Source organism: Mycobacterium paraense (assembly GCF_002101815.1).
Taxonomy (GTDB): domain Bacteria; phylum Actinomycetota; class Actinomycetes; order Mycobacteriales; family Mycobacteriaceae; genus Mycobacterium; species Mycobacterium paraense.
Genome location: NZ_LQPM01000003.1, coordinates 50,461 through 74,903, shown reverse-complemented (window position 1 = coordinate 74,903; position 24,443 = coordinate 50,461). Strand labels below are relative to the sequence as shown.

The 24,443-nt window shown below is 66.0% G+C and carries 26 protein-coding genes and 1 riboswitch; of the genes, 15 read left to right on the top strand and 11 right to left on the bottom strand.

Annotated features, from left to right (window positions below; all coding sequences use genetic code 11):
• Positions 1 to 31 precede the first annotated feature (31 nt).
• Together AWB89_RS01510 and AWB89_RS01505 are read left to right on the top strand one after the other, a co-directional pair.
• Entirely contained in the window at positions 32 to 232 is a 201-nt protein-coding gene (locus AWB89_RS01510) for a helix-turn-helix transcriptional regulator (protein ID WP_085171263.1), read from the top strand.
• Positions 233 to 349: 117 nt separating this feature from the next.
• On the top strand, positions 350 to 2,140 hold the full coding sequence (locus tag AWB89_RS01505) for a DUF3631 domain-containing protein (RefSeq protein ID WP_085171262.1): 1,791 nt from the start codon (positions 350 to 352) through the stop codon (positions 2,138 to 2,140).
• Positions 2,141 to 2,172: 32 nt separating this feature from the next.
• Here the strand turns inward: AWB89_RS01505 and AWB89_RS01500 are convergent, their stop codons facing one another.
• Complete coding sequence (locus AWB89_RS01500; RefSeq protein ID WP_085171261.1) at positions 2,173 to 3,420, bottom strand: AlbA family DNA-binding domain-containing protein; 1,248 nt, start codon at positions 3,418 to 3,420, stop codon at positions 2,173 to 2,175.
• Between the two features lie 367 nt (positions 3,421 to 3,787).
• Here AWB89_RS01500 and AWB89_RS28420 point away from each other — a divergent pair, with 367 nt between their 5' ends.
• The gene (locus tag AWB89_RS28420) at positions 3,788 to 3,892 is read left to right on the top strand and encodes a restriction endonuclease (RefSeq protein ID WP_420914887.1); all 105 of its coding nucleotides are present in this window, start codon (positions 3,788 to 3,790) and stop codon (positions 3,890 to 3,892) included.
• A 31-nt stretch (positions 3,893 to 3,923) separates the two neighbouring features.
• Here AWB89_RS28420 and AWB89_RS01495 read toward each other — a convergent pair whose 3' ends face one another.
• The 5 genes from AWB89_RS01495 to AWB89_RS01480 all read right to left on the bottom strand — a co-directional run bounded on the left by AWB89_RS01495 (position 3,924) and on the right by AWB89_RS01480 (position 6,560).
• Positions 3,924 to 4,157 carry a DUF732 domain-containing protein gene (locus AWB89_RS01495; protein WP_241520399.1) on the bottom strand — a complete coding sequence of 78 codons (234 nt, stop codon included), beginning with the start codon at positions 4,155 to 4,157 and terminating at the stop codon, positions 3,924 to 3,926.
• A gap of 122 nt (positions 4,158 to 4,279) precedes the next feature.
• Entirely contained in the window at positions 4,280 to 4,432 is a 153-nt protein-coding gene (locus AWB89_RS27230; protein WP_158089795.1) for a hypothetical protein, read from the bottom strand.
• 35 nt (positions 4,433 to 4,467) lie between these two features.
• Positions 4,468 to 4,701 (bottom strand): hypothetical protein, encoded by a 234-nt coding sequence (locus tag AWB89_RS27810; RefSeq protein ID WP_241520398.1) that lies wholly within the window; start codon positions 4,699 to 4,701, stop codon positions 4,468 to 4,470.
• A 455-nt stretch (positions 4,702 to 5,156) separates the two neighbouring features.
• Complete coding sequence (locus AWB89_RS01485) at positions 5,157 to 5,642, bottom strand: hypothetical protein (RefSeq protein WP_085171258.1); 486 nt, start codon at positions 5,640 to 5,642, stop codon at positions 5,157 to 5,159.
• A gap of 159 nt (positions 5,643 to 5,801) precedes the next feature.
• A complete protein-coding gene (locus AWB89_RS01480) occupies positions 5,802 to 6,560 on the bottom strand; it encodes a YfbU family protein (RefSeq protein ID WP_085171257.1) in 759 nt (252 codons plus the stop codon).
• A gap of 61 nt (positions 6,561 to 6,621) precedes the next feature.
• On the opposite strand from AWB89_RS01480, the gene AWB89_RS26840 reads away from it, so the two are divergent.
• Positions 6,622 to 6,801: a hypothetical protein gene (locus tag AWB89_RS26840; RefSeq protein WP_142282410.1), complete on the top strand. Its 180-nt coding sequence runs from the start codon at positions 6,622 to 6,624 to the stop codon at positions 6,799 to 6,801.
• 82 nt (positions 6,802 to 6,883) lie between these two features.
• Here the strand turns inward: AWB89_RS26840 and AWB89_RS01475 are convergent, their stop codons facing one another.
• Positions 6,884 to 7,729: a hypothetical protein gene (locus AWB89_RS01475; RefSeq protein WP_085171256.1), complete on the bottom strand. Its 846-nt coding sequence runs from the start codon at positions 7,727 to 7,729 to the stop codon at positions 6,884 to 6,886.
• A gap of 416 nt (positions 7,730 to 8,145) precedes the next feature.
• Between AWB89_RS01475 and AWB89_RS01470 the strand changes: the two genes are divergently transcribed.
• From AWB89_RS01470 to AWB89_RS01450, 5 genes are all read left to right on the top strand, one after another.
• Entirely contained in the window at positions 8,146 to 9,006 is an 861-nt protein-coding gene (locus AWB89_RS01470; RefSeq protein ID WP_142282409.1) for a hypothetical protein, read from the top strand.
• Positions 9,003 to 10,610, top strand: coding sequence for a hypothetical protein (locus tag AWB89_RS01465; RefSeq protein WP_142282408.1), 1,608 nt, complete (start codon positions 9,003 to 9,005; stop codon positions 10,608 to 10,610). Before AWB89_RS01470 ends, AWB89_RS01465 begins: the two co-directional genes overlap by 4 nt.
• Positions 10,607 to 14,083 carry a helicase-related protein gene (locus AWB89_RS01460; protein WP_085171253.1) on the top strand — a complete coding sequence of 1,159 codons (3,477 nt, stop codon included), beginning with the start codon at positions 10,607 to 10,609 and terminating at the stop codon, positions 14,081 to 14,083. Before AWB89_RS01465 ends, AWB89_RS01460 begins: the two co-directional genes overlap by 4 nt.
• Positions 14,080 to 15,873 carry a DrmB family protein gene (gene drmB / locus AWB89_RS01455; RefSeq protein ID WP_142282407.1) on the top strand — a complete coding sequence of 598 codons (1,794 nt, stop codon included), beginning with the start codon at positions 14,080 to 14,082 and terminating at the stop codon, positions 15,871 to 15,873. The genes AWB89_RS01460 and drmB overlap by 4 nt, the downstream gene beginning before the upstream one ends.
• Positions 15,874 to 16,218: 345 nt before the next feature.
• Entirely contained in the window at positions 16,219 to 16,839 is a 621-nt protein-coding gene (locus tag AWB89_RS01450; RefSeq protein ID WP_085171251.1) for a recombinase family protein, read from the top strand.
• Here the strand turns inward: AWB89_RS01450 and AWB89_RS01445 are convergent.
• Positions 16,823 to 17,311, bottom strand: a complete 489-nt coding sequence (locus AWB89_RS01445; protein ID WP_085171250.1) for a DUF732 domain-containing protein — start codon at positions 17,309 to 17,311, stop codon at positions 16,823 to 16,825. The genes AWB89_RS01450 and AWB89_RS01445 overlap by 17 nt on opposite strands.
• Before the next feature lie 1,005 nt (positions 17,312 to 18,316).
• On the opposite strand from AWB89_RS01445, the gene AWB89_RS01440 reads away from it, so the two are divergent.
• Both AWB89_RS01440 and AWB89_RS01435 read left to right on the top strand, forming a co-directional pair.
• Positions 18,317 to 18,547, top strand: a complete 231-nt coding sequence (locus AWB89_RS01440) for a helix-turn-helix domain-containing protein (RefSeq protein WP_085171249.1) — start codon at positions 18,317 to 18,319, stop codon at positions 18,545 to 18,547.
• A 78-nt stretch (positions 18,548 to 18,625) separates the two neighbouring features.
• A riboswitch (SAM riboswitch) is annotated at positions 18,626 to 18,744 on the top strand.
• Positions 18,745 to 18,751: 7 nt separating this feature from the next.
• Positions 18,752 to 19,048 (top strand): hypothetical protein, encoded by a 297-nt coding sequence (locus AWB89_RS01435; protein WP_142282405.1) that lies wholly within the window; start codon positions 18,752 to 18,754, stop codon positions 19,046 to 19,048.
• A gap of 237 nt (positions 19,049 to 19,285) precedes the next feature.
• Here the strand turns inward: AWB89_RS01435 and AWB89_RS26835 are convergent, their stop codons facing one another.
• From AWB89_RS26835 to AWB89_RS26830, 3 genes are all read right to left on the bottom strand, one after another.
• Positions 19,286 to 19,522, bottom strand: coding sequence for a hypothetical protein (locus tag AWB89_RS26835; RefSeq protein ID WP_142282404.1), 237 nt, complete (start codon positions 19,520 to 19,522; stop codon positions 19,286 to 19,288).
• A complete protein-coding gene (locus tag AWB89_RS01430) occupies positions 19,497 to 20,171 on the bottom strand; it encodes an Abi family protein (protein ID WP_142282403.1) in 675 nt (224 codons plus the stop codon). Before AWB89_RS01430 ends, AWB89_RS26835 begins: the two co-directional genes overlap by 26 nt.
• 146 nt (positions 20,172 to 20,317) lie before the next feature.
• Entirely contained in the window at positions 20,318 to 20,749 is a 432-nt protein-coding gene (locus AWB89_RS26830; protein WP_142282402.1) for a hypothetical protein, read from the bottom strand.
• 405 nt (positions 20,750 to 21,154) lie between these two features.
• Here AWB89_RS26830 and AWB89_RS01420 point away from each other — a divergent pair, with 405 nt between their 5' ends.
• The 4 genes from AWB89_RS01420 (at position 21,155) to AWB89_RS01405 (ending at position 24,329) form a co-directional block, all read left to right on the top strand.
• The gene (locus tag AWB89_RS01420; RefSeq protein ID WP_142280184.1) at positions 21,155 to 21,559 is read left to right on the top strand and encodes a hypothetical protein; all 405 of its coding nucleotides are present in this window, start codon (positions 21,155 to 21,157) and stop codon (positions 21,557 to 21,559) included.
• A gap of 122 nt (positions 21,560 to 21,681) precedes the next feature.
• Complete coding sequence (locus AWB89_RS01415; protein WP_085171244.1) at positions 21,682 to 22,119, top strand: hypothetical protein; 438 nt, start codon at positions 21,682 to 21,684, stop codon at positions 22,117 to 22,119.
• A gap of 67 nt (positions 22,120 to 22,186) precedes the next feature.
• Complete coding sequence (locus AWB89_RS01410) at positions 22,187 to 23,629, top strand: catalase (RefSeq protein ID WP_085171243.1); 1,443 nt, start codon at positions 22,187 to 22,189, stop codon at positions 23,627 to 23,629.
• Positions 23,630 to 23,681: 52 nt separating this feature from the next.
• The gene (locus AWB89_RS01405) at positions 23,682 to 24,329 is read left to right on the top strand and encodes a sensor domain-containing protein (RefSeq protein ID WP_142282418.1); all 648 of its coding nucleotides are present in this window, start codon (positions 23,682 to 23,684) and stop codon (positions 24,327 to 24,329) included.
• The last annotated feature ends 114 nt before the right edge of the window (positions 24,330 to 24,443 follow it).

The following is a 24,443-nucleotide window of genomic DNA, read 5'->3' as shown; positions in this document are numbered from 1 at the left end:
GGGGGCATGACGAAATGGGAAGGAGGTCACTGTGGACAGGGAGCTTGTCAGCGCGGTCGACCTAGAGAAGCTCACCGGTACCCGGGCGAGCACTTGGCGCTATTGGGCGAGCATGGGCACCGGGCCAGCGTCGTTCAAGCTCGGTCGCCGCCGAGTCTGGAAGAAGTCGTTGGTGCTCGCCTGGCTCGCCGAGCAAGAGGCGGCCACCGTTCCGGGCGGTGTTCAGCAATGACGGACCATCACATCCGCCTCGGCTTGGAATGCCAGCACCGCATTCAGGACTTCGGAGTGAGAGCCGATGACCGCATCGAGCAGCTGACCGACGGGCGCTGGGGGGCGGGAGGCGACGATGACGCTGCCGCATGAGAAAGAAGGTGGCTCCGACACTGCCGCGGAGACCACCCAAAAGGACACGATTCCTGGAAACAGAGTCGCGCGGTTGTTGGGGTTCGTCAGCTCATGCCCGCCCAATGGCGACAGCAAGGAGCTGGTCACGGGCAGCGGCGAAAATACAGAGGGACACGATGAGGACAGTCCCTCGGAGCCGGTCGACGGCGCCGAGCTGCTTGACGAACTTGAGGGGTGGCTTGGCCGGTTCATCTCGGTTGTCTTCGACGGCGATCTGGCGCTACTGGCGCTCTGGACGGTGCACACCCACCTTGCCGCCGAGCTGTACACCACGCCCCGGCTGAGGATCGACTCGACTGTTCCGGCAAGCGGCAAGACCACGGTGCTGGACCACCTCTCGCGCCTTTGCCACCGCCCGGTGCAGGCCGCCACTCTGTCGTCGCCTGCGCTGTTGCCTCGGCTACTCGCGAACGAGGTTCGGACCGTCTTATTAGACGAGGTGGACCGATCGCTCCGGCCAGACAGACCTGGCGTTGAGGACCTCCTTGCGGTCATCAACAGCGGGTATCGGGTTGGCGGAGGCCGACCGGTCCTGGTACCCGCCGACGGGGGCGGTTGGGAGGCCAAGGAACTTCCGACGTTCGCACCCGTTGCGATGGCAGGCAACGCGCCAAACCTGCCCGACGACACGCGCTCGCGGGAGATTCGTATCCTCCTGATGCCCGACCTAAGCGGGGTGATCGAGGATTCCGATTGGGAGTTCATCCAAGACGAGGCCAAAGCGCTGCACGACAAGATCGCGGCCTTCGCCCGCCAGGTGAAAGATCAAATCTCTGGCATGGGCGTGGACCTGCCGCCCAACTGCATTGCCCGCCAAAAGGAGAAGTGGCGCCCGCTGAAGCGGGTGGCGGTGGCAGCTGGCGGCCGCTGGCCCAGGGTCACCGATTCGCTCATTGCGCGCGGTCTTGCCGAGGACGAAGCCGAAAGGGAGGCGGGGTTGCGAACCCTGCCCCCGGGCATGGTGCTACTGCGCGACCTTTATGCGATCTGGCCCGACCATGACGGGCTGGTGTCCACGAACGATCTTGTCACAACGCTGATCGCCCACAACCCCGACTATTGGGGTGTGCAATCCGCCTACAAGAAGGCCCTCACCGGACACCGGTTCGGGAAGTTAGCATTTCAGGCGGCTAAAGCAACCTCGCAGCGGCCTGGTGGCCGTGGGCCACGGGGCTTCTTTCGCTCCCAGTTCGAGGCGGCGTGGGGTCGGCTCGGCATCAACCAAGCCGCCCTTTGTGCAAGTGGTGCGAACGGCGGGACCGGTGCAAGCGGAACAGAAGATGCCGAGGACGTGGATTCACACCGGCTGCACCGCTTGAACTGCTCGCACCGCTTGGAACGGGAGGGCGAAGTTGAGCCGGTGCAACGTGCCGGTGATACGCCACAATTCGAACCCGAGGCTCTCACCGCCAAGCATTCACCGCCCGCGCCCACCGATCACCCGTCCGGATTGCCGCCTCGTGTCCAGCAAGCCCTGGAAAACGCGCGGCGCAAAGTTGTGACCTCTGAATCGGCCGGTATCGACGAGGAGGCGACGTCCCCGCTGCAATGCCGCGGATGTCCGCGCAAAGTGGACAAGCTGACCACCGACGGGGACTGCATCCGCTGCTTCGCCAAGGACCACTGCATCTGTGGCACACCGGATGCCCGGGCACCAGGGTGCCCCAAGTGTGGCCCGCTATTCGTTGCGGCCGTACAGGGTCTGTACCGAACCCTCGAATCGAGGAACTAATAGATGGCAAAAATTTTGCGGGTTACAGGGCGCTACGCTTCCGCTGGTGCGGGCTCCGTGATGACGTGCAGGTAGGTGATCCCGCCCTGATTCACGCAATCCTGGGCGAGCTCGAAAACCTGCTGATGGAACTCGGCGTCAGGGGCGGCGGCATCGATCGTTGATCGCACCGGCGTGAAGGTCGATAGGGGCGTCGAGACCCCGTCGTAGGTGTAACCTTGCCCGTCGACCGTCAATACGCGGAGAGCCTGTTCGCCGGTCCACTCGACTCCTACGCATACGTCGTACTCCCCGTAGTTCAGCGCCGCCGCAGTTGCACGGATCAGCGCAGTGAAGTCCGCAACGGCGGCCTCGATCCCTCTGGCCTCTACCTCCCAGCCTTCGAAGTAGCCGTTTGCGCTCTTCCGGTGACCACCAATGGCGGCCGCCAATGTGACCGATCCGTCGTGGTGCGACGCCACCCACGCCTCTCGCCACCGCGAACTGTCGCCTGCGGCGCTGTTTGGCGCGATCCACCGCCGCAGGCCGGGGCGCGGGTTGAGCTGGTCCACATTCTCGATCGGATGAATGCCACTGCGAGTCGAGTACGTCAGTGTGATCGCGGCTGCGTGCTTGAAGATCTCCCGCGCTTGGTCGCGCGTCGACCGGCCGAGCGTACCTGGGATGCGTGGGTGTGCGACGGCGATCAGCCACGCGCGGTTCGCAGAGTCACGACCGGCCGCCGTCTCCGCGTACAACGACTCGATGGCCTCGTTGGATCGGCGCTGTTCATCGAACCGCGCTCGATACATGGTTTCGATCTGCCGCTCTTGCATCCACACAGTATCTGCGTTGTTCCGGATCGGTGCGCCGAAGAAGTCGTTCCGATAGATCAGGTGCGGGCGGTCAACGCTCGCGGGCACGACCACCGCGACCGCACGTGGGTTAGTGCCGAGCCGGTAGATCTCTAGCCCGGAGACCGGCGGCTTGATCGCGGTGATCGCAGCGCTTCGGAATGCGCGCTCATGCCCCTCTGAAAAGTTCCCCGTGTCCTTGCGGCGAGTTGCGGCCTTCTGGTCCTCCTCGACGCCGTACACGATCATGCCGCCGCCACTGTTCGCCATCGCGGCGATGTCCTTCGGAACGTCGGTCTGAGGAAGTCCCTTCATGGGAGGGAGCGCCGACTTCCAGTCGAGGTCATCCGTCTCCATCACACCCGCATCGACTGCTGCGTCAAGGATCTCGTCGGTCAGCTTGCTGGGCGGTAGACCCAGGCTGCGGTGCAGTGGGGTGAAGGTCACGGCATAAGCGTAGGCAGGGGCAACTGCATTAATTCGGTACGCCTGGGGGTGAGTTAGGAACCGTCGCCCCTCCGCGGTCTAACCCCGATGGGGCGGACCATTGATGTGGTCGACCGCCCGCGGCTCTCCGCACGCGGAGGAGGACGACCTGGCCGGAAGCGGGCATCACACCGCTTCATGCGCGGTCCGGGCTGATAACCCGGGAGACGGTGGAGCCAGAACTGCTGCAGTCGGTGGAGCGCCGAGACTGTGTTACCGGCCGGGATGTCGCCCGCCGCCGGTAACTTCCGTCACCATGGCCCATTCACCGATCTCCTCGCCACCCTCGCCGTGGACCCATCGGGGGCGGGGCAGGTAATTCGAACACATCTGCAGCTGGTATCTGAGGAACGACCCGGAGTACCGGACCACCGTTCGCCGAGTCTGGCTATGGGACGACTGGCCGGGCCGGTGGGGTTGCTCGGCCGTGTGAGCGCCCGTGCTCGTACCACGTGTGCCCCGACTTATCTCGGCGGGCACAGATCCAAGACCGCACGGGCTACCACCGCCGAAGCCGACCACATCGACCAGCCCTGCATCCTCAGGTTGTGGGCTTCGATCCCGGCGTTGGCCCCGTTGTCGATGTCGTAGCAGACGATGTGCCCGGTGCTCACCAGCGCACTATCGGACTTGTCGTGCACCCCCTCGGCGTGCAAGTTGCTGAGGTATCGCTGCTCGGCCGCGCTGTAGACGACCAAGTTAGATTGCTCCTGCTTGGCCGGAGTGGGCGCCCACGGTTTCAGGACCCACGCCAGAAAAGCAACAAAGGCGGCTACCCAGATAACGGCCGCGACGGCTACCAAAGCCCACCACTTTCGGTTCATTCCGGTAGGTCGATTTTGGCCACCAGGTACTCGCTCGGGTGGTCCTCGTAGAAGGTCGCGTTGAGTTCGGAGAACAGTTCGTGCGCCAGCCGCGGGCCGGCCGGAGCCGCGGCCTTCGGCTTGCAGGACTTACTCCGGTTACGCGTCATCGGCGCAGCTTAGGGCGGACCACCGACAGGGCAACCTAATCGCCCTCAAGCACCGGTTCCGGTTGTTCCCCGAATCGGCGACGCCAGAGATCTCCCACCTCGTCTGCGAACTGAATGTCGGCCCGCACTTCGCCGCCATCCGCGACGTACAGCACGCTGGCGGGCTGGCCCGCGGGAACGACCCGCGGGAATCGATCGACCATTTGCTGCTGCAGGCCTCGCAGAACCGCCGAAAACTGCGGCGAGCCAACAAGATAGTTGGCCATCATCGGGCCATACGAACCGAGCTGCCCGAGCTGTGAAAGCCGACCACCGAACCCCATGCCCTGCGGCAGTCCCGAGTAAATCGATTGGGCATGTTGCCCGGCGGCGCCCAGTGCCCCGCTGAGCCCCTGAGCGAACAGCTCGCGTGCGAGGTCCTCTATCGAGAAGTTCCCCTTGGCGGGCAGGCATCTGCCCGTCGAACGGTTGTGGGACTCGTCGACGAGATAGACCTCGACCTCGAGGTCCGTGATAGGTCCGGTGGTGCCGTTGTTGACCGTGACCTTCCACAGGTTGTGCCCGATCGGGACCCTCTCGGCCGAGACGGTGACCGCGCGGATGCGGCCGCCACTGTTGCCAGCCGCGGCTCCCGCGCCGATCGTGACGTGCGTGATGTTGTCGCGGCCGACGTTGACGTTCCGCTGGGTCGAGGTGAAGGTCTGCGCGGAAGCAAGCTCGCTGACTACTGCTCCCGCGCCACCGGAGGGTGAGGCGGCTCCTGAGGGCCGCGGGCCGACACACCGCTGACTCGCAGCGAGCCGTCCGCGGTGATGTCCTCGCCGACGACTCCGCTCCCGCCCTCGACCGCGACGTCGGTGATCTCGATGTCGCCGCCGACAGAAGCGCGCCGCAACACCACGCCCACCGTCGCCGGCGCGTGGGGCTCCTGCTCCTCGACCAAGGCCAGCAGGGTCTGCGCGAGGCCGCGAAGTTCCTCGTCATCGTTGGCGCCGGCCGCGGCGAGCTTCTTGGCCAGAAGAGCGCGTCGCAGCTCTTCCTCCGGCTCCTGCTCAAGGCCGGTGACCTCGGCGGCCACCGAGCCGTACCTACTCGTCAGCCAGCTTTTCAGCGCGGTGTACGCATCGGTGATCGCCTCCTTGGCCGTTTTGCGCACGCCATCAGACGCTCCGATCGCGACCGCCGCCGCAATCATCGTGACCGGCTCCATCTACCACCTCCGACTCGTCGGCCCGCCTTGCACGCTGGACCCGTATTCAACCTAACCCGCAACACCGACACCTCCCGGATTAGAACAGTGGTGTCACCAACCTCCCTACGGACCAGCACTTCCTGGTCACCGTCACCGTGCCCGAGGGCCGCAGCCGAGCTACGTGCGGTGCGACGGGTGGACCCGAGCCGCAGCAACCTGTGCAAGTTCCTCCGCGGACAGCAGGTAGTCGTCCGGGTCGAACCCCCGGTTGCGGCTGTCGAGGATGCGGCGGTATTCGGCGAGCATCCGCATATAGATGTCGAGCATCCGGCGGTGGGAGTTTCCGCTGTCATTGTTGTCCAGCTGCGGCCGCAGTTCGCTCCAGCGGCCATCAGCCATCAGGTACTCGACGTAGCTGGCCATGTGGTGCTCGAGCCCGTCGTTGTGGTCGAAGCCCCGGAACTCCAGCCCGTAGGCCGTGTCCTCGTCGACGGTGGTCCCTTGCTTTTCCAGACGCCGGATGCTGAAGGTGATCGAGCGGAACATGTCGAGGATGTCCAGTACGCGCCCGCAGTCGCGCTTGGACAGTTCAGGGCGGAACCCGGCAACTTCGTACCAGTACTCCTCGGTGAAGCCCGCCTCGATCACGCGCGCACGCCCCAGCTGATCCTCCGCCTTCCCGTCAACGTCGTTGGAGTCCTCGGGCAGGACACGCGCGAGGATGCGGTGCAGCAGCGAGAGCACCTGCCGGTCGGCGATCCGCATGGTTTCCGGTGCCGGCAGGTCACCGTGCCTCTCCGGCGGCTGGTGTACGGGGACGACCGCGGCCATGATCAGATCGCGGGCGTATTCGCTCAGCGTGACGCCCTCGGCGGCGGCCAGCTCCTTGAGTTGATCGCGGATCCGGTCTTCCACGCGGACGTTCAGGACGGCCATACCACTTTCCTTCGTACTTGTGTATGACGGTAATTGTAGCACCGTCATACACTATTTCGATGTGATGCATCCAGCCTGGTCGCTGCCACCCGGCCCCAACTTGCCGACGGACTTGATCGGCGCCGTCGCGACGCCGGCCGCGGCACGCGGAATTGAGCTTGCCCGGGAGACGCTCGGCGCACTCATGACGCTCGCCGCTCCCAATTTCGACGACGCGCAGGACCATCTCCGGTCGCTCTAGCCCCAGCTACACCAGCCGCGGGCGCGGTGTCACCGGTGAGGTGCGGTAGCCCTCGGCGACGCGATGCAACCGCCACCACGGATCAGAAGTCCTGGTCGACCCGTCGCAGGATGTTCGCCAGCATGACCACTGAGTCGGCGGTGATGCCCGCCTCCCTCCGCGTCGGCGACGTGGAGTGCTTGACGCCATGCGCCAGCTCGATCACCTTGTTCGCGACAGCGCGAATCGCCTCGTTGTCCTTGCCAGCCAACGAATCCTCGACGTACCGGCTGAGGCGCTGCTTCGTCTTGTCCACAGGCGGTTCGGCCTCGCCGTCGCGGAGATGCACGCGGGGGTCGTAGACCGTGCGGCTCAGCGCCTCCAGCACCGCGACGGATCGGTTGCCCACGTCGCGGTAGTCCTGCGTCGTGGTGGCCGTCCGGAACCGCCGACGCAGCTCTGCCAGCTCCTCGTCCACCTTCGGCCAGCCGGTCTTGGTGTGCGGTGACACCGCCTCGGCGAGCACGGCGCGAAACTGGGCTTCCTCCTGTCGATCCAGCTCGAGTTGCACTGGGCCGAAGAAGGTCTCAAGCAAGTCGCGGCGCGCCTGCCAGGAACCGGAGCAGCCGTCCTTCAACCAGTACGACCGGAAGGTGGCAAAGTTGCGCCACGGCAAGTCCAAGTTGATCCCGACGCGGCTGAGCGTCGCACTCAGGGCGCGTTGCGCGAGCCCGATCTGCACCTCGTCGAGGCGCGTGCCGCCGGAGGTTCCGTAGGCCTCCAACTCCTCCCAGACGAGCTTGGTCAGGGCGATGGCGGCGTCGAGATCGTCGACGCTGGTCACAGGGCCGGCGCGCAGCTGGCCCAACAGGTCCTCACGCAGCACGGTGGTGGTTCCACCCCAAGTCCCGGGCGCGGGGGTCTCGGCAAAGAAGTCGTCTTGCTTCACGGGCGCGAGGCTACCGGCGGCCAGGGACAGCCCACCGCACTCGAGGCCAGCCAAAACCGGACTTTCTGCATGAGATTTCATCACCGTCACCACGGGGCCATCTGCTGCCCCTCAACCCACCCGCCGAGATTGCGCTTGGGGTAAGCGACGGATTTCTGCACAGATGTCACCGACTTCGCATATCGTCCCACGTCGTGGGCAAGTTCAAGGACGTTAGCGGGCAGTGCCTGAGTAAACGCGGCTTCGTTATGAGTACGGGCGTGGCCAATGTTGGCGCGATTGCGCTAGCTGTCGCGGTCATTTCGGCCGAGTAGACACAGGCCCGACTGAAACGTCAACACGAAATGGTCGAGGCGCCGACCCGAAACGTCGAGCCAGCGACGCTTTATCCCGCTGGGTTGCTTCACCTTGGCCGCTTGGCGGAGCAGCTGACTACCGCCGGCCCGAGCGCTGGTCGGAACCTGCGGGTTGTGGTGACTGTCCCGACGCTTCGACTGGCCGGCGTGATGGCCGCGCTCGGCTCCGCGTGTGCGCACGTCGATTGCTTTGATTGCGAGCACTTGAAGCTTGAGCGCGGTGTGCAAGTGGCGGGCTGGTGCTCGGGGCGGCTCACGGACAAGCGACTCGACGAAGTGAGTGACGACGAGCTGAGGTTCGGTGGACTCCGCCTGCGCGGCAACCGAGACAGCGTCCACCGACTGCCCGCGGGGTTCCCGCATCGGCCCGACACAAGGTTGCCGGACAACGCTCGGGTCGAGGTCGCGGAAGCGCTTGATTGCGCACAGGGTGTTGCCGGGCAGCGGCTGTCGGCCGCCAGCGCCCACCCCGTCGTCGTCGCCGGCGAGCCGGGGTCGTTCCGCGCAGACGTCGACCTTATGTTCCCGTCGGGCACTTCGTCTCGCCTTCGTGGTCGGTTGTTCGCCGGGCTGCAGTTGCAAGGCTGGTTCCGGTACCCGGTGCTGGTGATGGGCGCAATTCCCGATCGCGAGGAAGTGCCGTGGGCTGCGGCGCTACGCCCGCGCCTTGTCGTCATCATCGGGTCGGCCGGGTGGGTCGCTAGTTCGCGGCGTAACTGGCCGGAGGTGCCAATGCTTGTGCTGCTCTCGCGGCGCAGATCCGCGGCGGCCGATGCCGCGGCGGGTCTGCAGGCGTCTGGATGGGCCGCGCCAGCCGTGTTACCCGCCGCACTCAGTGCGCTGCTGGCTCCGACGGCAGGGCTAGAGGTGCTGTCTCTGACGGAGCCGGAGGCGGCCGCCGCTGACGAGGACTTGTGGTGACGACGCTGGGGGAGTGGTTAACGACGTGGCGGACGTCGGAGCACCCGTCGATCAGGATTGCGCGCGTGCAGTGGCGGGAGCTGGAACAGGTTACGGTCTCTGGCGGCTTGCTGCGGCAGTTCGTCGAGACCTCTTCGGTGGCGGCGGACGTTCTGGCGGCACTCTTCAGGGTCCGGCGCGTGCTCACGGCCACGCCGTTGCCGCCGACCGACCCGGTCGCCGGTCTCACAGACACCCTCGGGGTCGTGGAGCGGTTCCTCGCGGAGCGGCCAGACCACACGCTCTGTGAGCGGCTGCGGGTCCTTAGTGATGCGCTGTATGCGCTCGCGGGCTCGTCCTCGCCGATCTCCGCTCAGGTAGAGGACGTGCTGTGCGAGTACGGCGCAACTCCCGAGGGCCAGCCCGAGGTGATCCTGGTGGTGCCGCGCCCGCAGTGGCTTGAGCCGATCAGCGCCTGGTTGGCCAGCAAGGAGCTGAACAGTGTGGACATCGCCTGTCCCGCAGACCTGCGAAGAGCGCCGGTCACGCATCAGGCGGCCATTCTCGTCGGGCACCCGGCGACGGCTTTCTCGTCGCCGTTCAGAGCGGCCGACGTGACAATGCGAGAACTGGGCTGGCTCCTGACGGCACCCGTCGCCCCCGAGGTGCGGGTTGTGCTTACGGCCGACGCTCCGCGGCTGCGCACCGACGACCTGTGGCTGTTGCCTTCCGCAGCCCGGCCCCAGCTAGCCCTGCACGACGACGGGCCACAGCGTCGTGAGCCGGCCCTACACGGCTGGCTGCATGGGCGCGAGGCATCGGCGGCGGCGCAACGAGCCCGACGCCCTGCCGCAACCGCGACCGAGGACATGGCGGAAGCAGTTGAGGTGCAGGTGGCGTCAGGGCACGCCGTGTTCTTCCATCCGGAAATGGGGCCTCGGCCTCACGTAGTGGCCGTCGACGACGAGACCGGTGCGGTGGCGTTGTCCGCCGTGTCGCTGGCCACGGTGGCCAGAGGCGTGGTGCTCGCGGTGCGTGTTGGTGCTGCGCCGCATGCACAGCTGGTGGCGCGGGCGGACGCTTGGCTTGAGCGGCGGCGGGGCTGGTCGCCAGGTCGCATCCTCGAAGTCCGTGGCTACGTCGCCAAGTTGAAGACGGCGCTGCGGTCCGCGCTCGCGGCTCACGGGCATGCGGTGCTGCGCCGCGAGCTGGCACAAACACTCAGCGATGATTACGCGCGAGTGCTGCTGCGCAATCCATTGGACGAGTCGTATATCGCGCCGCTGCGCCAGCACGGGTTCGACGCCCTCGTCAGGACGATCGGCGCGTCGGAGCTCCTGGGCAGATTCGGGGACCTGACCGCAGTGCGTACCGCTCATCACCAAGCCGGGGAAGAGATCCGCCGGGACCTTCTTGCGTTGCTCGGCGACCGCACGTGGGTGGCCGACATCGATGAGGACGGGTGGGCGGTGCTGCACGCCGGCGACCTCGGGTCACTGCTGCTCGCCGTGGTTACAGCCCGACTCGACGAGCCCGTTGCGGTTCCGCGCACGTGGCTCGGCGTCCCGATCAACGAGGCGGGCCGGCGCGTCACCGCGCTGACGGCAACAACGGGTTGCGCATGACGCCGGAGGAGACAAGAGACCTTGTAATCGACGCCGTCCGCCGCGACCTGCTCGGCCCGCTGGCCGACGCCGATGGCACTTACCCCGGCGCCGCACCCGTCGGCTTGGCGCCCGGGCAGAACATCGACCGGCCCAGAGACCTGAACCGGCTGTTTGTCAGCGAAGACGGCGGGGAGATCCTCGTCGGGCCTCCTACGGCGCAGTACATCGTCGGCGCTTTGTACCCGGTGCTGCGTCTAGAGGAAGAACGGGACCTCGACGCCGAGCAGGCGCCGTCGATGCCCACTGTGGAGGAGACCGGTGACGACGCTGCCGACGTTGCGCCGCGGCCCGCGACGCCCGCTCCCGAGGGGGCAGGCGGGGACGCCGACGATGACGAAGCCGTGCTGGAAGACGTGCCGTGGGACCGGCCCGGGCGGCCGTCTTCGTTCGGGCTTTCGTTCGTCGTCGCCGAGGAGACGGCGACGCTGATGCTGCGCGTCGACGGTGCGCGATACGAGCCTTTCCCATTCAGCTTCATGGGCTCGTCGCGCACCGGATGGCACCGGATACCGGTACACGCCGAGGTCACGGTGTCGCTGGGCGGCGATGGTGCGCACGTCAGCTCTCATCAATCGGTCATCGTCGAGCCGCTGCGTCTCGAGGTGGGTGTCCACGCACGCGCGGCGGTCAATGGTCGGCGGATCATCACCTGCTACTTGGTGAACCGGACGGTGGCCAATGGGGTCAAGCTCGCTCAGCGGGTGCTGTTCACGGCACGGCTCACCGCGGCGGTGCCGAAGGCGCAGCTCGTCGACTACCCAGACCAGGACGCGGACACAACGTCCGAGGCGGCGAGCCTGCGGCTGCTCTACGCGCACGCACCGGTACGCGCCGTGGGGCATGGCGTTGACGCCGTCGTGACGTGTCTCGGCGATGTCGCTTTAGTGAGCACGGAATCGCTGCCGGTTGCCGCGGTTCGCGGCACCACCCCGAACATCGCCGACGAGGACGGTTCCCTCGCGGTTGACATGGACGCGCTCGGCCGGTGGGACCCCAATGCGGTGGCGACCGTTGAACGGATGATCATCAGCTACCGCCACTGGATCAGCGACTTGGCACAGGCCGCAGCGAAGCTGACGGGGCCGGCGCGCGGCACCGCCGAGGCGCACGTGCTGGCCTGCGGGGCGTTCGCGGACGATATCGCCGCTGGCTGGGCGCTGGCCGCGTCCGGGCCTGTGCACGAGTGCCTACGGTGGACGTCATCGGCGATGGCGCAGCAGCGGCGCAGCTACGCGGCGGCGACCCGTGCGGTGAGTTTGACCGACGGGGCCGTCACGGTCGCTGGTACTGAACCGGGCAGCGTCGGCCGCGCCGAATGGCGGCCGTTCCAGCTGGCATTCCTATTGGCCAATCTCGCGCAAGTCGTCGACCCGCAGCATCGCCGGCGCGGGGTGGTCGATGTCATCTGGATGCCCACGGGCGGCGGCAAGACTGAGGCGTATTTGGCGCTGGCGGCCTTCGCGATGCTTTCCCGACGTCGGAGTGACCCTACAGCCGGTGGAACGGCGGTGATCATGCGCTATACGCTGCGCCTGCTCACCGCACAGCAGCTGCAGCGTGCCGCGTCGCTGCTGTGCGCACTGGAGACGCTCCGGCTCGCCAACCCATCGGCGTTGGGCCGAGAGCGGTTCTCGATCGGGGCATGGCTGGGCCGGGCCAGTACCCCCAACTGGCGCAGGGACGCGCTGCGGGACCTTCGCCGTCTCGCTATGGGGCGACGCGGCGCGACGCGGCCGTTTTTGTTGTCGCGCTGCCCGGCATGCGCGGCTGCGCTCGGCGACGTCGTTGACGGACGGGTGCTTGGTTACGGCGTCCAGTCAACCCCCGCCGGTGACCGGATGCAGGCGTCGTGCCCCAACCCGGCATGTGCGTTTCACCTCGCCAACAACAGGCAGGGACTGCCGGTCTACGAGGTCGACGAGGACATCTACATCAAGCCGCCGACCTTTGTCGTCGCGACCGTCGACAAGTTCGCGCAACTCGCGTGGAACGAGCGCGCCCGCGCGCTGTTCGGTCTGGACGGCAACGGGTCGCGAGCACGACCCGCACCGGCACTGGTCATCCAAGACGAGCTGCACCTGATCTCCGGGCCGCTGGGAAGCCTCGTCGGGTTATACGAGTCCGCGATCGACCAGCTGTGTCGGCACGACGGGGGCTGTCGACCGCACGTGGTGGCCGCGACCGCCACCACGCGCGCCTATGCGCGGCAGGCGGCCGCGCTGTATGCCTGTCCTGCCGACGAGGTGCGGCTCGTGCCGCCGCCTGGGCTGACGGTCAACGACAGCTTCTTCGCCCGGCTCGACACGGCGAGCGCACCACGGACCTTTCTCGGCGTGTGCGCCACCGGCGCGGCGAAGTTCGCGCACGTGCAGATGCGCGTCCTGGCGAGCCTGGCCCACGCCGCGTCCGCCCTCGAGCAACAGAGCGCACCAGTCGACCCGTACTGGACCAACATCGTGTTCTTCGGGGCCCTTCGCGACCTTGGGCAGGCGAAGGCGCTCATCTCGACGGACCTGCGCGCCTATGCGTGGCGTCTCGTGCGGGCCACCGGCATTCGCAGCGGCGCACGCCGCAGCGGCGGAGAGCGCCGTGCCATTCGGTCCCTCACCGATGTGGAGCTGACCAGCGCGTCCAGCAACGCCGCGAGCGAGGCCCTGGAAGCACTATCCAGACCCCGAGACCAGTCGGGAGCCATCGACCTCGCGCTAGCCACAAGTGTCATCGAGGTCGGAGTCGACATTGACCGACTCGGGCTGCTCACGATCGTGCGCCAACCGAAAACCGCCGCGCAATACATCCAGGTCGCTGGCCGCGTCGGCCGTGACCCCCACAAGGGGCCGGGTCTCGTGGTTGTCCTGCTCAACCCACTGACTGGCCGCGACGTGAGCCACTACGAACGGTTCACAGCGGTGCACGAGCGCTTGTACGCAGCCGTGGAACCGGCGAGCGTCACGCCGTTCACCGACGCCGCGCTCGAGCGCGGGTTGCGTGGCGCCTTGGCGTCCATCGTCCGGCAGGTTCGCACTCAGGGCGCCGACCGCGTGCTACTTGACGACATCGCGCTCGTCGGAGCTGCCGCACAAGGCATCGGCGAGCGAGCGACCCAGCTCGTGGGCGCCGACGCGACGGCCCGCGTCGACGCACTGGCCGGCGCTGCGCTCAACGAAGTGCAGACCGCAGTCGAGGAGCAGCTCGGGTGGGGTGTGGCGGGACGGCCCGGGGTGCAATTCTTGCGACCCCTGGAGGACCCGGCACCGATCGAGACCGCAAGCTGGCCGGTGCTGACATCGCTACGCAGCGTCGATGCCGACGCGGCCCTGCGCATCGATGAAGACTGGCTTCCCGCCCGCGTCGGCACAACTGACGAGACCAAGCCGGTCCCCGCGGCCGTCGACACGCCAGCCGTGGGCGACGATGGGGAGGCGTGGTGAGCCGCCAGCTGTTCGTCACCCCCGTACGCCGCATGCATCTGATCGCGCCATTCGGTCCCGGGTCTGTGCTGCTCACCCGTAACCGCGTCAGCGCAATCGTGTGCGCGCCAGCGACGTGGCTGCGTTCGCTACCGTCGCGTCCACCAGGATCCGTCCCGGTCCTCGATGAACTCACGATCACCGACCGGCACCTGCAGGCGGCGACCGGCGTCGCGCGGTTCGTGATGCCATGGCCCGCCAGCGACAACCCCTCGCGCGATACCGATTGGCTCGTGCCGGCGGCGCGCTTCCCTCTCACAGAGGCATGCAGCAACCCGCAGTGCCAGCGGCTTGTTCGGCGCGACCCGGCGGACGCGAACGAAGGCCGCTGCGATGCCTGCGCGTCATCGTCCGCGCGGCGCGGCAGGTGGCCGACATTCCAGACCGCGCTCGTTTTATCGTGCCCCGCTGGCCACCTCGATGACGTGGACTGGGCCGCGTGGCTGCACGATCAGAACGGGCCGGCCTGCTCGCAGCATGACGTGCGGTACCGCGTGGCTGGAGCCGCAGACCGTCCGCTGCTGATGTGCAACAGCTGCAACCGACGTATTCCGTTCGACCCGGACATTGACTTCCAGTGCACCGGCGCGCGCCCGTGGCTACCGCATGCCGGGGCCGAGCCTTGTACCGGCCGCGCCAGACCGATCGAGCGGACGTCGAGGACCTCGTATTACCCCGAGCAGCTGTCCAGTCTCACCATCCCGGTCGCTGGCGCCGACAACCCGGCGCTGCTGCACGCCCTTACCGACAACGCGACCTTGCGCACCCTGCAGCAGCTTGCTCGCACCCCGGAAATCGTCAGGAGCATCACCGTGGTCGCGACCCGTCTCGGCATCCGCACCGACGCCCGGGAGGTCACACGCCATCTTGACGCGCTGCAGCAAGACCAAGTCACCGGCCCGAGCCGCACTGAGGAGTTGACCGCGCTGCTGTCCGCGGACCACCCCCGGCGCGCGACCGGGGCGCTACCCGACCTCGTCGTCGAGCCACAAGACATCAACAAGTATCGCAACAGCAGCTTCGGCAGGTTGCTGTCCGCTATCAGCCTCGTGCCGCGTTTGCGCGAGACGCGCATCCTGGCCGGCTTCAGCCGCATCGAACCCTTGCCGGTGGACCCGGAGAGCGGTTACGCCCAGCTGTGGGGGAAGCCGCGCCCGGCCGCGTTCGCGCAGCAATCCGACGACGACTGGCTGCCCGGCTACCAGGTCTTCGGCGAAGGCTTATTGTGTGTGCTCGACCCGGCCGCGGTTGGCGCGTGGGTCGGGGGGGCTGGCAGGGACGCGCGGCTTGTGAGCGCGGCCGGCCCCGCGCTCGGACTGAACGAACCCGCGCAGCCGTTGCCTTGGCTTCTCGCGCACACGCTCGCCCACTTGGTCATGCGTGCCGCGGCACCGCACGCAGGGTATCCGCTGCCAGCTTTACGGGAGCGGATCTTCGCCGTCGACAACCGCACGGCGTTCCTCGTCTACACGGCGGCCGGAGACGCACACGGAACCTTGGGTGGTCTCGTCGAGCTCGGCCAGCCGCAGCGCCTGCGCGAGATCTTCGACGCCGCAGTCGCTGCCGTGGCCTGGTGCGCCACCGACCCCGTCTGCATAGAAGACGCGCTGGGACCGCGCGGCCGCGGGTCCACGCCCGGCGCCTGCCACCACTGCCTGCTGGTTCCTGAGACCTCCTGCGAGGCGTTCAACCGCGGCTTGGACCGGGCCGCCCTCATCGGTCACGGCACTACGCGCGGCTTCCTTAAATAGGGCGCTCGACACCGTGCCGACTTCCCGCGCCGGGCCGGCCACATCTAATCTCCGACATCGCCAAATGCTTCTACCGAGTCGTCGCCAAGGAGACCGTGAACATGCGGGGCCCGGTTGGTCTGAGCCTGCCCTACCTTGTGTCGCCAGCCCGCGCCCGCTCGTGACCCCGATCCCTTGCCACGCGGAAGGTCATTTCTAAAGATTTGGAACTCAATGCGCCCACGACGGTGAGCGGAGGATCGGCACAGGTCGCCGAGTCCGATTTCCTAGTGTCGCAACGCGAGTCCGACTTCCTCAGGGTCTGACATCGAACTAAATGTCGCGCACCGGTAGTTCATTGTGGGCATGAGCACCGCCGCGTACCTCCGGGTGTCCACCGGGCAGCAGTCCGTCGACCAGCAGCACGACGCCATCGCCGCTGCGGGAATCACGCCCGACCGGATCTTCAGCGACACCGCCTCCGGGCGCGCTGGCAGCAACCGGCCCGGCTGGAGCGAATGCATGGACTGGCTCCGCGAAGGCGACCACCTCGTCGTCGTCGCCGTGGACCGGCTCGGACGATCCGTTCGGGAAGTCGCCACCGCCCTGCACGAACTGACCACTCGCGGTGTCCACGTGCGGTCGCTGCGCGAGGGGGTGGACACCGGCACTCCCACGGGACGTGCCGTCACCAGCATCATGGCCACCATCGCGGAGCTGGAACTCGAACTCGGCAAGCAGCGCCGCGCCGCCTCCCGCGAGGCTCGGCTTGCCCGCGGCTTGGCCGCCACCAAACCCATGAAGCTTGACGCGGCCCAGCAGAAGCGACTCCTCCGCCTGTACCAGCAGGGTGAACCGGTGAGTGAGTTGACCTCCATGTTCGGAATCAGTCGGAGCACGGTGTTCAGGACCCTGAAGATCTTGAAGCAGCATGAACCGGTGTCAACCGGTTCGACAAACAATCGTGCCGTCAGGACGAAAACTTGATACACCCTGGCTGGACTGCTAAGCCACCGGAGTAGGTCACAGGGCCATACCAGTAGGGTGCCTCCCCCATGGCGCCCCCCATATCTTTCATAAGTGCGCACTCGACCGTGGGTGAAGCGTAGTAATGCACCGCTATAACGACCACCTCGCCTGCTTGGAAACTATTAAGGCGGCTAGCGCCTAGGTCGTTAACGATGTTTCGGGAAAGGTTCTTGAATCCGGCATAGGTGGGGTTGGCAGTCATATCGGTCGCGATCGCCTTCCCCAAGGCGATCGCACTATCAGGCGAGGAGTATGGGATCGGCGTATCGGCCTGTTGCGGACAGCAAATCCCTCCATGGTGCAGCTGGGCGAGATACTGCCTGTCGGTGCTCGTATAGGGGTCTGCGCTTGCGGCTGGTGAGAGCAGCAGTAAGAGCGCTGCGACTCCGACGGCCAGCAGCTCTTGCAGTCGGCTGATGCGGATCGCCATGAAGTCAGCTCCTTTACGCAAAAGCCTCGTTGCCCGGTCTCATGCTGAATTGATTCGTCGGTTCACCGGCTTCTATGGCCGTCGCAACGTGGCCTTGCCCAGTGACCGTTCAGCTACCCGCCCCCGAGATTCTGGCCGGCCTCGTGGCGCAGAGTGGTCATTTTGGGTATCTGTGAAGCGGCTCTTGAGGCACGTTGGAATTCTCCGGTCAACGGTAGAACGACCTTGACAAATCAGGGCCCGCATAGACTACCTACAACTGCCACCGGCGTCTGTGGGATCCCAGTGCCAGCCTGGTGGACAGCCACCAGGGGGTGGGGCGGATTTCGGGCCGGTGATCGGGGTTTGCGGCATATCGGCTGGCCCACCCGAACTACAATCAGCGACCCGCCCTATCGCGGTGTACGTGCAATGAATCGGCGCGGGTGTGTCCGGGTAGCCACTGAACGGCGTCTGCCCGGGATCTGGTGAACCCCCAGCGCCGGTGCACACCTCACGCCAGTGATACGCGGGAGAGTAGCAGTCGGCGTGTGCTGCGGGGGCGAAGAAACCAGCCGCCGGTAGTACAGCTGCGGCGGCGAGCGCCGCTATTAACAGTTTCACTGTTGGCCTTACCTCTTGGGGCAGCTAAATGAATGCGCTTGTGGTTTGCCGAATAGCAATGGCCTCTGGGTCAGTTCCACAACCCTGGGCAAAATCGAGGGTCGACACTGTTGCACGGGGGGTAGTGTCCATTGGGCGGCGGCGGTGGCTCTGGTGGGTAGCACCCCATTTGGTATGGCCAGGTCGACGACGGCTTGGCCACCCAGTTCGCAGGGCATCCATGGGGGGCAAGGGGCTCCAGCGATACCGGCGCTCCGACCAATGCCAACGTGACAGCGACGGCGGCGACGGTGTTCAGCATCATTTGGCCACTTCGATTCTTTCCACGTCGCGGCGCCCGGAGGAGCGATAGCCCGAATATCCTAAATTGGGATATTAGCAGGAGCGCGGTCCGCTGGCCGGGTGGAAAAGTCCATCTATTCCGCGCAATACCAGCAACTTTGTGCGTTGCTGCGGGAGTTGCGCCGGGAAGCTGGACTCACCCAGGTCGACGTCGCCGAGCGGCTAGACGTACCTCAATCGTTCGTCAGCAAGTACGAGTCGGGCGAACGCCGACTGGATGTCATCGAACTCCACCACGTCGCCGCGGCCATCGGCACAACGCTCGAGGCCATTGTGGAACGTTTGGCCTGAGGCCCGACTCCCGACCTCCGGTTCTCGGCTCGAATCAGCCAGGGACGCCTCGCTTCCCGGCTCGGTACTGTTGATTACGGCCAAGAGATTCGCCCGCACGCCTCCGAACGTGGGCGAACGGCAACCGCGCCACCCGGCACGGTGCCCTTCGGAGAAGGCCGGGGCTGGCAGTCAACGCTGCCGGTCAAAGACGGGAGCATCAAGATGCACGAAGAGCCGTACCGGCACTACTGGCGGGCCCTGTACCCCGAATACGCCAGCACTGGTTCGACAGCTCACTGGTACGGAAAGTGGAAGACGTCCATGATGTGCATGGGACTGTTCGGCGAACGTCAGCAGGCGCGGCACGAGTGGATCGCGACTGGCCCGCGGCGCGGGCGCGAAGATTCGCACGTGACCGTGGTCGTCACCCACCACGCTTCGTCGGTGCGGTCGCTGACCGTGAAAGCGTGCCTCACTTGCCCCTGGGTGTCGAGGGACCTCGACGAAGAGCACCGCTAGAGCGCTAAGCAGCTCCCCGACATCGGCGCGTCCGGCGAAGGTCACCAGTACACGAGTCTTGGCTTCCCACTATTAGGCCGACCCTGATGCGTCGTACTTGCTGGCCGAATATTTGAAAAAGTTTGATGACTGCGCGCGCTTTGCCGACGCAAAACCCACGCTCACACCTCTAGTTCCCCGATTTTCCGGTGCCTTAATGCCCGCCCGGCGCTCGTACCTCTACTTGACGTGCATTGTTCACAGACGCTGAATCTTCGTCTGATCGCCACGCCAATTGCGCATCAGCTCGCGGCGTTCATCCAGCAGGGCGTCGGCCATGTCACCGACGGCAGCGGGCCACCTCGCTTCGATCTTGGAGCCGAGGGTCTCGATATCGCGCGCGGACGGTGAGGATTGGACAACGCCAGGCGGCATTTCACCTGTGCGATAAGCAAGGCTGCCGATCCCTTCACGGCCGCTTCGCCAGAGTTCCATGAAAGCGTGAACAGCCGTCGATCCAGGCAGCCAGCTCGGGGTCGATATATCCCGCAACGGTGAGGATGTCCGCGTAATGCGCGGCCATGTCCAGAGACCAGATTCGATGGTGGTGGCCTATTCGGTTGCGGACGGTCCGCAGCCGGCTAATGGGATCATGAACGGTTGCCTGACTCCTGTTGGGACTAAAGGGAAACGCAGCGACAAGGTTGGGCCAAATGCGCACTTGGCGCTTGGAAACTAATTGATGCCAGAACCCGAAAGAGATCTCGGAGATGATCTGACCGGGTGTCACGCGCTTCTTATTCTGACGAACGCGCGAAATGGCGGTGGCTACGTGCTGGTACGGGTAGTTATGCTTGCCGGCGCCCTGTGCGTCACGGCCGAGCTCTCGAGCGTCATCGAAGATCCAATGACTCGGCCTCCCTTTGCTTAGATGGAGGGCTTGCATCTGTCGGTCTAACGCATTACGGAGCGCCACCTCGAGGTAGCCCAGCGACTCCCAGAATGCTGCGGAGACGGCGGTATTCCACTCATACAGCTCCATTGCGCGCTGGTGGTCACCCGAGCACTCACCGAGATAGTGGACAAGCCTGGCCGAGGCGAAGTGGTGCTCGAACGACGGCCACGACATAGGGTTGTTGCTCACTTACGCTCGACCGCCTACCCTAGATCTTGAACACCCCAGAACCGTCCCTGTAGTCAATCCGGACGACCCCCGTAGTCACTACGGGGTGTACGGAATGCCCGATCAAACGGCTGGGGTTTTGTTTTGCGCATCGGCGACTGTCTCCATCACGACGACTGTTGTGCTAGTAGGTCTGTCTCCAGCGCGCGCATTGCAGCGAGACCATCTTCGATGTCACCGGCCTCGATGAGTTCAATGGCACCGCGGAGGGCGAACCGGTCTTGTAGGAGCCAGTCGCGGAAGCGCTGGATAGCGTGGCCCTTACTCTCCAGTTTCTCGGCCGTCTCCTGTAACGCTTCGGCGACCTCGGCAAGCGAGAGCGCCTGACGTGAACCTAGCTCGCCTGCAACGACCTCGTCGGTGTCGGCATCGGCCAGCATGTAGCCGCCATAGTCGACTGCGCGGGGATCGCGTGAGCGAGATTTGACTAGGACAAGTCCTTGCCGCTTGGCAGCCCGGCGTAAGCGATTCTCCAGCACCTTTTGTTCGGTGCCGGTCATGGCGTTCTTGTCACCAGAGGACGGGATGCTTGGATCCATGCCCAGAACTATACCCCAAGAGATGCTGGAGTCCATACCTGAAGCTATGCTTGGGGAGAGAGCGCATTGCGACTGTCGGTCGTAGTTACCGTTGTCGGCGCATCGAAGAGGTACAAGCCTCAGGCCTGTTTGTTCTGCGGGACGGACAAACCGGCCAGTCCGCAGCCAGTCCGCAGCAGAACTTGCGACAACTCAAACTGACCGTCGCGCCCAGCGCTGTGACTAGGCCCTTTTTGCGCAATCAACGCAGCTTCGCGGTCCCAATGCCGAGGTAACAGTTCGCGGTCAACCCGTTCAAGCCGGATTAGGCTTCCCCGGGGGTGGTTTGTGCAGGTAAACAAGGTTTTCAGCTCATAGCCGCTACTTAACTAGCGCATAGCCATAACTATTGTGAACGCCCGCATCATGAGTCTCATGAGTGAAACATCTGACACCCCCACTGCGCGGACTCACACCGCGACCGCACCGGCGCCTGCGGCTGCAACCGAAGCGGCGCTCTTCCGGACCCCCCGCGTCTTCATCGCCGCGGCATGGGTCGCCATCGTTGCCGGCGTCGTCTTCATCGTCTCGGTGATCTTCTTCACCGGGATGGCGCTCGGGCATCACGGCCACGGCGGCATGCACCACCACAAGCACCACGCCGCCTTCATGCATCCGCACCGCTTCGGCGGCCCGGGCGGTCCCGGCGGCCAGGGTGGCCCGGCCGGCGGCCCCGGGGCGGTCCAGGGCGGCGGGCCCGCGTCGGCGACACCGGGTGCGCCCGGACCCAGCCAGATCCCGTCGTCGGTCGCGCCGTCGCGCACGCCGTAGGCGGGTAGTCAAACCTCCACCGATAGCCCGGCGCTCGAATGAGCGCCGGGCTACACAATTCACAGCAACTTTTGTCGGCGCAGCCTGTTATCGCGGTTGACGAGACGGGCAATATGCAAGGCATGACCCAAACACCTGAACCGTCAACGCAACCGACTTCCGTCGCCGCGCCGCCACCGCCGGCGCCCGCGTACGAGCGGGTCAAGCCGCCCAGGCTCTACGTCGCCGCCGCGTGGGTGGTGATCGTGGCCGGGATCGTCTTCATCCTGTCGACCGTCTTCTTCGCCGGCGCCATGATCGTCGGGTTCAACCATCACTGCCACCACAAGCACCACCCCGGCATGATGTACGGCCCCGGCGGCCCCGGCGGACCGTGGCAGTTCGGTGGCCCGGGCGGTCCGGGCATGATCGTCGGCCCGTGGGGCCCGCCGCCGCCGGGATTCGGCCCGGGCGGCCCGCCTCCCGGTTTCGGTCCGGGCGGCCCCGGCGGTCCCAGCCAGTCGCCGACCCCCAGCCCACCCGCGCCCGCGCCGAACACCCCCGGCAACCCGCGCCCGTAGGCGTGACGTTGGTGCTCCCGGCACCGAACGTTCTTAGGCCCATTCGATTTAACGAGGAGGCAGCGACATGACGGAGCGCCACACCACCACCGACGCCGGAATTCCCGCGCCCAGCGACGACCAATCGTTGACCATCGGCCCCGACGGGCCGATCCTGCTGCAGGATCACTACCTGATCGAGCAGATGGCGATGTTCAACCGGGAGCGCATCCCGGAACGCCAGCCGCACGCCAAGGGCGGCGGCGCCTTCGGCCACTTCGAGGTCACCAACGACGTCAGCCGCTACACCAGGGCGGCGGTGTTCCAGCCGGGCACCAAAACCGAGACGCTGATCAGGTTCTCGACCGTCGCGGGCGAGCGCGGCAGCCCGGACACCTGGCGGGACCCGCGCGGTTTCGCGCTCAAGTTCTACACGACCGAGGGCAACTTCGACATGGTCGGCAACAACACGCCGGTCTTCTTCATGCGCGACCCGATGAAGTTCCAGCACTTCATCCGGTCCCAAAAACGCATGCAGGCAACGAATTTGCGCGACCACAACATGCAATGGGATTTCTGGACGCTGTCACCGGAGTCCGCGCACCAGGTCACCTGGCTGATGGGCGATCGCGGAATCCCCAGGAGCTGGCGGCACATGAACGGCTACAGCAGCCACACCTACAGCTGGATCAACGCCGCCGGCGAGATCTTCTGGGTGAAGTACCACTTCATCACCGATCAGGGCGTCGACTTTTTGACGCAGGAAGACGCCGACCGGCTGGCCGGGGAGGACGGCGACTATCACCAGCGCGACCTCTACGAGGCGATCGAGCGCGGCGAGCATCCGAGCTGGACGCTGAAGATGCAGATCATGCCGTATGAGGAGGCCCGCACCTACCGGTTCAACCCGTTCGACCTGACCAAGGTGTGGCCGCACGGCGACTACCCCCTGATCGACGTCGGCAAGCTGACGCTCGACCGCAACGTCACCGACTACCACACCGAAATCGAGCAGGCGGCCTTCGAGCCCAACAACACCGTGCCCGGCACCGGATTGAGCCCCGACAAGATGCTGCAGGCCCGCGGCTTCTCCTACTCCGACGCGCACCGCGCCCGGCTGGGCACCAACTACCGGCAGATCCCGGTCAACACGCCGAAGGTCGAGGTCGACAGCTACTCCAAGGACGGCGCGATGCGGATGAACAACGTCTCCGATCCGGTGTATGCGCCCAACTCCTACGGAGGCCCGCAGGCGGACCCCGCGCGCGCCGCGGAGGTGCGCTGGCACGCCGACGGCGACATGGTCCGCGCCGCGTACACGCTGCACGCCGAGGACGACGACTGGGGCCAGGCCGGCACCATGGTCCGCGAGGTGCTCGATGACGCGGCCCGGGAACGCTTGGCGCACAACATCATCGGCCACGTTTCGAAGGGCGTCAAAGAGCCGGTGCTGTCGCGGGTGTTCGAGTACTGGCGCAACGTCGACCCCGACCTCGGCAAGAAAGTGGAGGAGGGCGTGCGGGGGCAATAATCCGGCGTTCGCCCTCGCGCACTCGGCCCTGGCATGATCGAAACCCATGACCATGCGGATCTGGGCCGCGGTGGTAGCCGTCGGCGCGGCGGTCGGGACGGGGTTGGGCGTTCCAGTCGCCGCCGCGCATCCGTCGGAACCCGGGGTGGTCAATTACGCGGTCCTGGGCAAGGGGTCGGTAGGCAACATCGTCGGCGGGCCGATGGGCTGGGAGTCGACATTCACCCAGCCCTTCCAGGGCTTCTCGGTCGACGTGCCGGTCTGCAACAACTGGGCGGACATCGGGCTGCCCGAGGTGTTCGACGATCCGGATCTGGCGTCGTTCAACGGGGCGACCACCCAGACGTCGGCCAACGACCAGACCCACTTCGTCAAACAGGCGGTGGGGGTGTTTGCCACGAACGATGCCGCGGCCCGGGCGTTCCACCGTGTGGTGGACAGGACCGGCGGTTGCTCCGGGCAGACCACCGCGATGCATCTGGACAACGGCGCCACGCAGGTGTGGTCGTTCGACGGCGGTCCGGCGACGGGCACCGACGCGAATTGGACCAAGCAGGAAGCCGGCACCGACCGGCGCTGTTTCGATCAAACCAGGCTGCGCGAAAACGTGTTGCTGCAGGCCAAGGTCTGCCAGTCTGGCAACGCGGGCCCCGCGGTCAACGTCCTGGCGGGGGCTATGCAGAACGCGCTGGGGCAGTAGCGTGGACCGGAATGCTCGGGAGGGCCGTGTCGGGACGGCCGGCGGGAACGGGAATATGTCGGAGCCGTCTGCTAGATGAAGTAGTGGCGATTAATTTTCCGCCAGCTGCGCAAC

Excerpts from the sequence above, each read along its gene's own strand:
- AWB89_RS01405 (WP_142282418.1), top strand. The coding sequence starts at position 23,682 with ATGCGGATCTGGGCCGCGGTGGTAGCCGTCGGCGCGGCGGTCGGGACG.
- AWB89_RS26830 (WP_142282402.1), bottom strand. The coding sequence starts at position 20,749 with ATGGATCCAAGCATCCCGTCCTCTGGTGACAAGAACGCCATGACCGGC.
- AWB89_RS01450 (WP_085171251.1), top strand. The coding sequence starts at position 16,219 with ATGAGCACCGCCGCGTACCTCCGGGTGTCCACCGGGCAGCAGTCCGTC.
- AWB89_RS01445 (WP_085171250.1), bottom strand. The coding sequence starts at position 17,311 with ATGGCGATCCGCATCAGCCGACTGCAAGAGCTGCTGGCCGTCGGAGTC.
- AWB89_RS01435 (WP_142282405.1), top strand. The coding sequence starts at position 18,752 with ATGCACGAAGAGCCGTACCGGCACTACTGGCGGGCCCTGTACCCCGAA.
- AWB89_RS01485 (WP_085171258.1), bottom strand. The coding sequence starts at position 5,642 with ATGGAGCCGGTCACGATGATTGCGGCGGCGGTCGCGATCGGAGCGTCT.
- AWB89_RS27810 (WP_241520398.1), bottom strand. The coding sequence starts at position 4,701 with ATGATGGCCAACTATCTTGTTGGCTCGCCGCAGTTTTCGGCGGTTCTG.
- AWB89_RS01480 (WP_085171257.1), bottom strand. The coding sequence starts at position 6,560 with ATGGCCGTCCTGAACGTCCGCGTGGAAGACCGGATCCGCGATCAACTC.
- AWB89_RS27230 (WP_158089795.1), bottom strand. The coding sequence starts at position 4,432 with ATGACGCGTAACCGGAGTAAGTCCTGCAAGCCGAAGGCCGCGGCTCCG.
- AWB89_RS26835 (WP_142282404.1), bottom strand. The coding sequence starts at position 19,522 with ATGGAACTCTGGCGAAGCGGCCGTGAAGGGATCGGCAGCCTTGCTTAT.
- AWB89_RS01415 (WP_085171244.1), top strand. The coding sequence starts at position 21,682 with ATGACCCAAACACCTGAACCGTCAACGCAACCGACTTCCGTCGCCGCG.
- AWB89_RS01410 (WP_085171243.1), top strand. The coding sequence starts at position 22,187 with ATGACGGAGCGCCACACCACCACCGACGCCGGAATTCCCGCGCCCAGC.
- AWB89_RS01420 (WP_142280184.1), top strand. The coding sequence starts at position 21,155 with ATGAGTCTCATGAGTGAAACATCTGACACCCCCACTGCGCGGACTCAC.
- AWB89_RS01505 (WP_085171262.1), top strand. The coding sequence starts at position 350 with ATGACGCTGCCGCATGAGAAAGAAGGTGGCTCCGACACTGCCGCGGAG.
- AWB89_RS01460 (WP_085171253.1), top strand. The coding sequence starts at position 10,607 with ATGACGCCGGAGGAGACAAGAGACCTTGTAATCGACGCCGTCCGCCGC.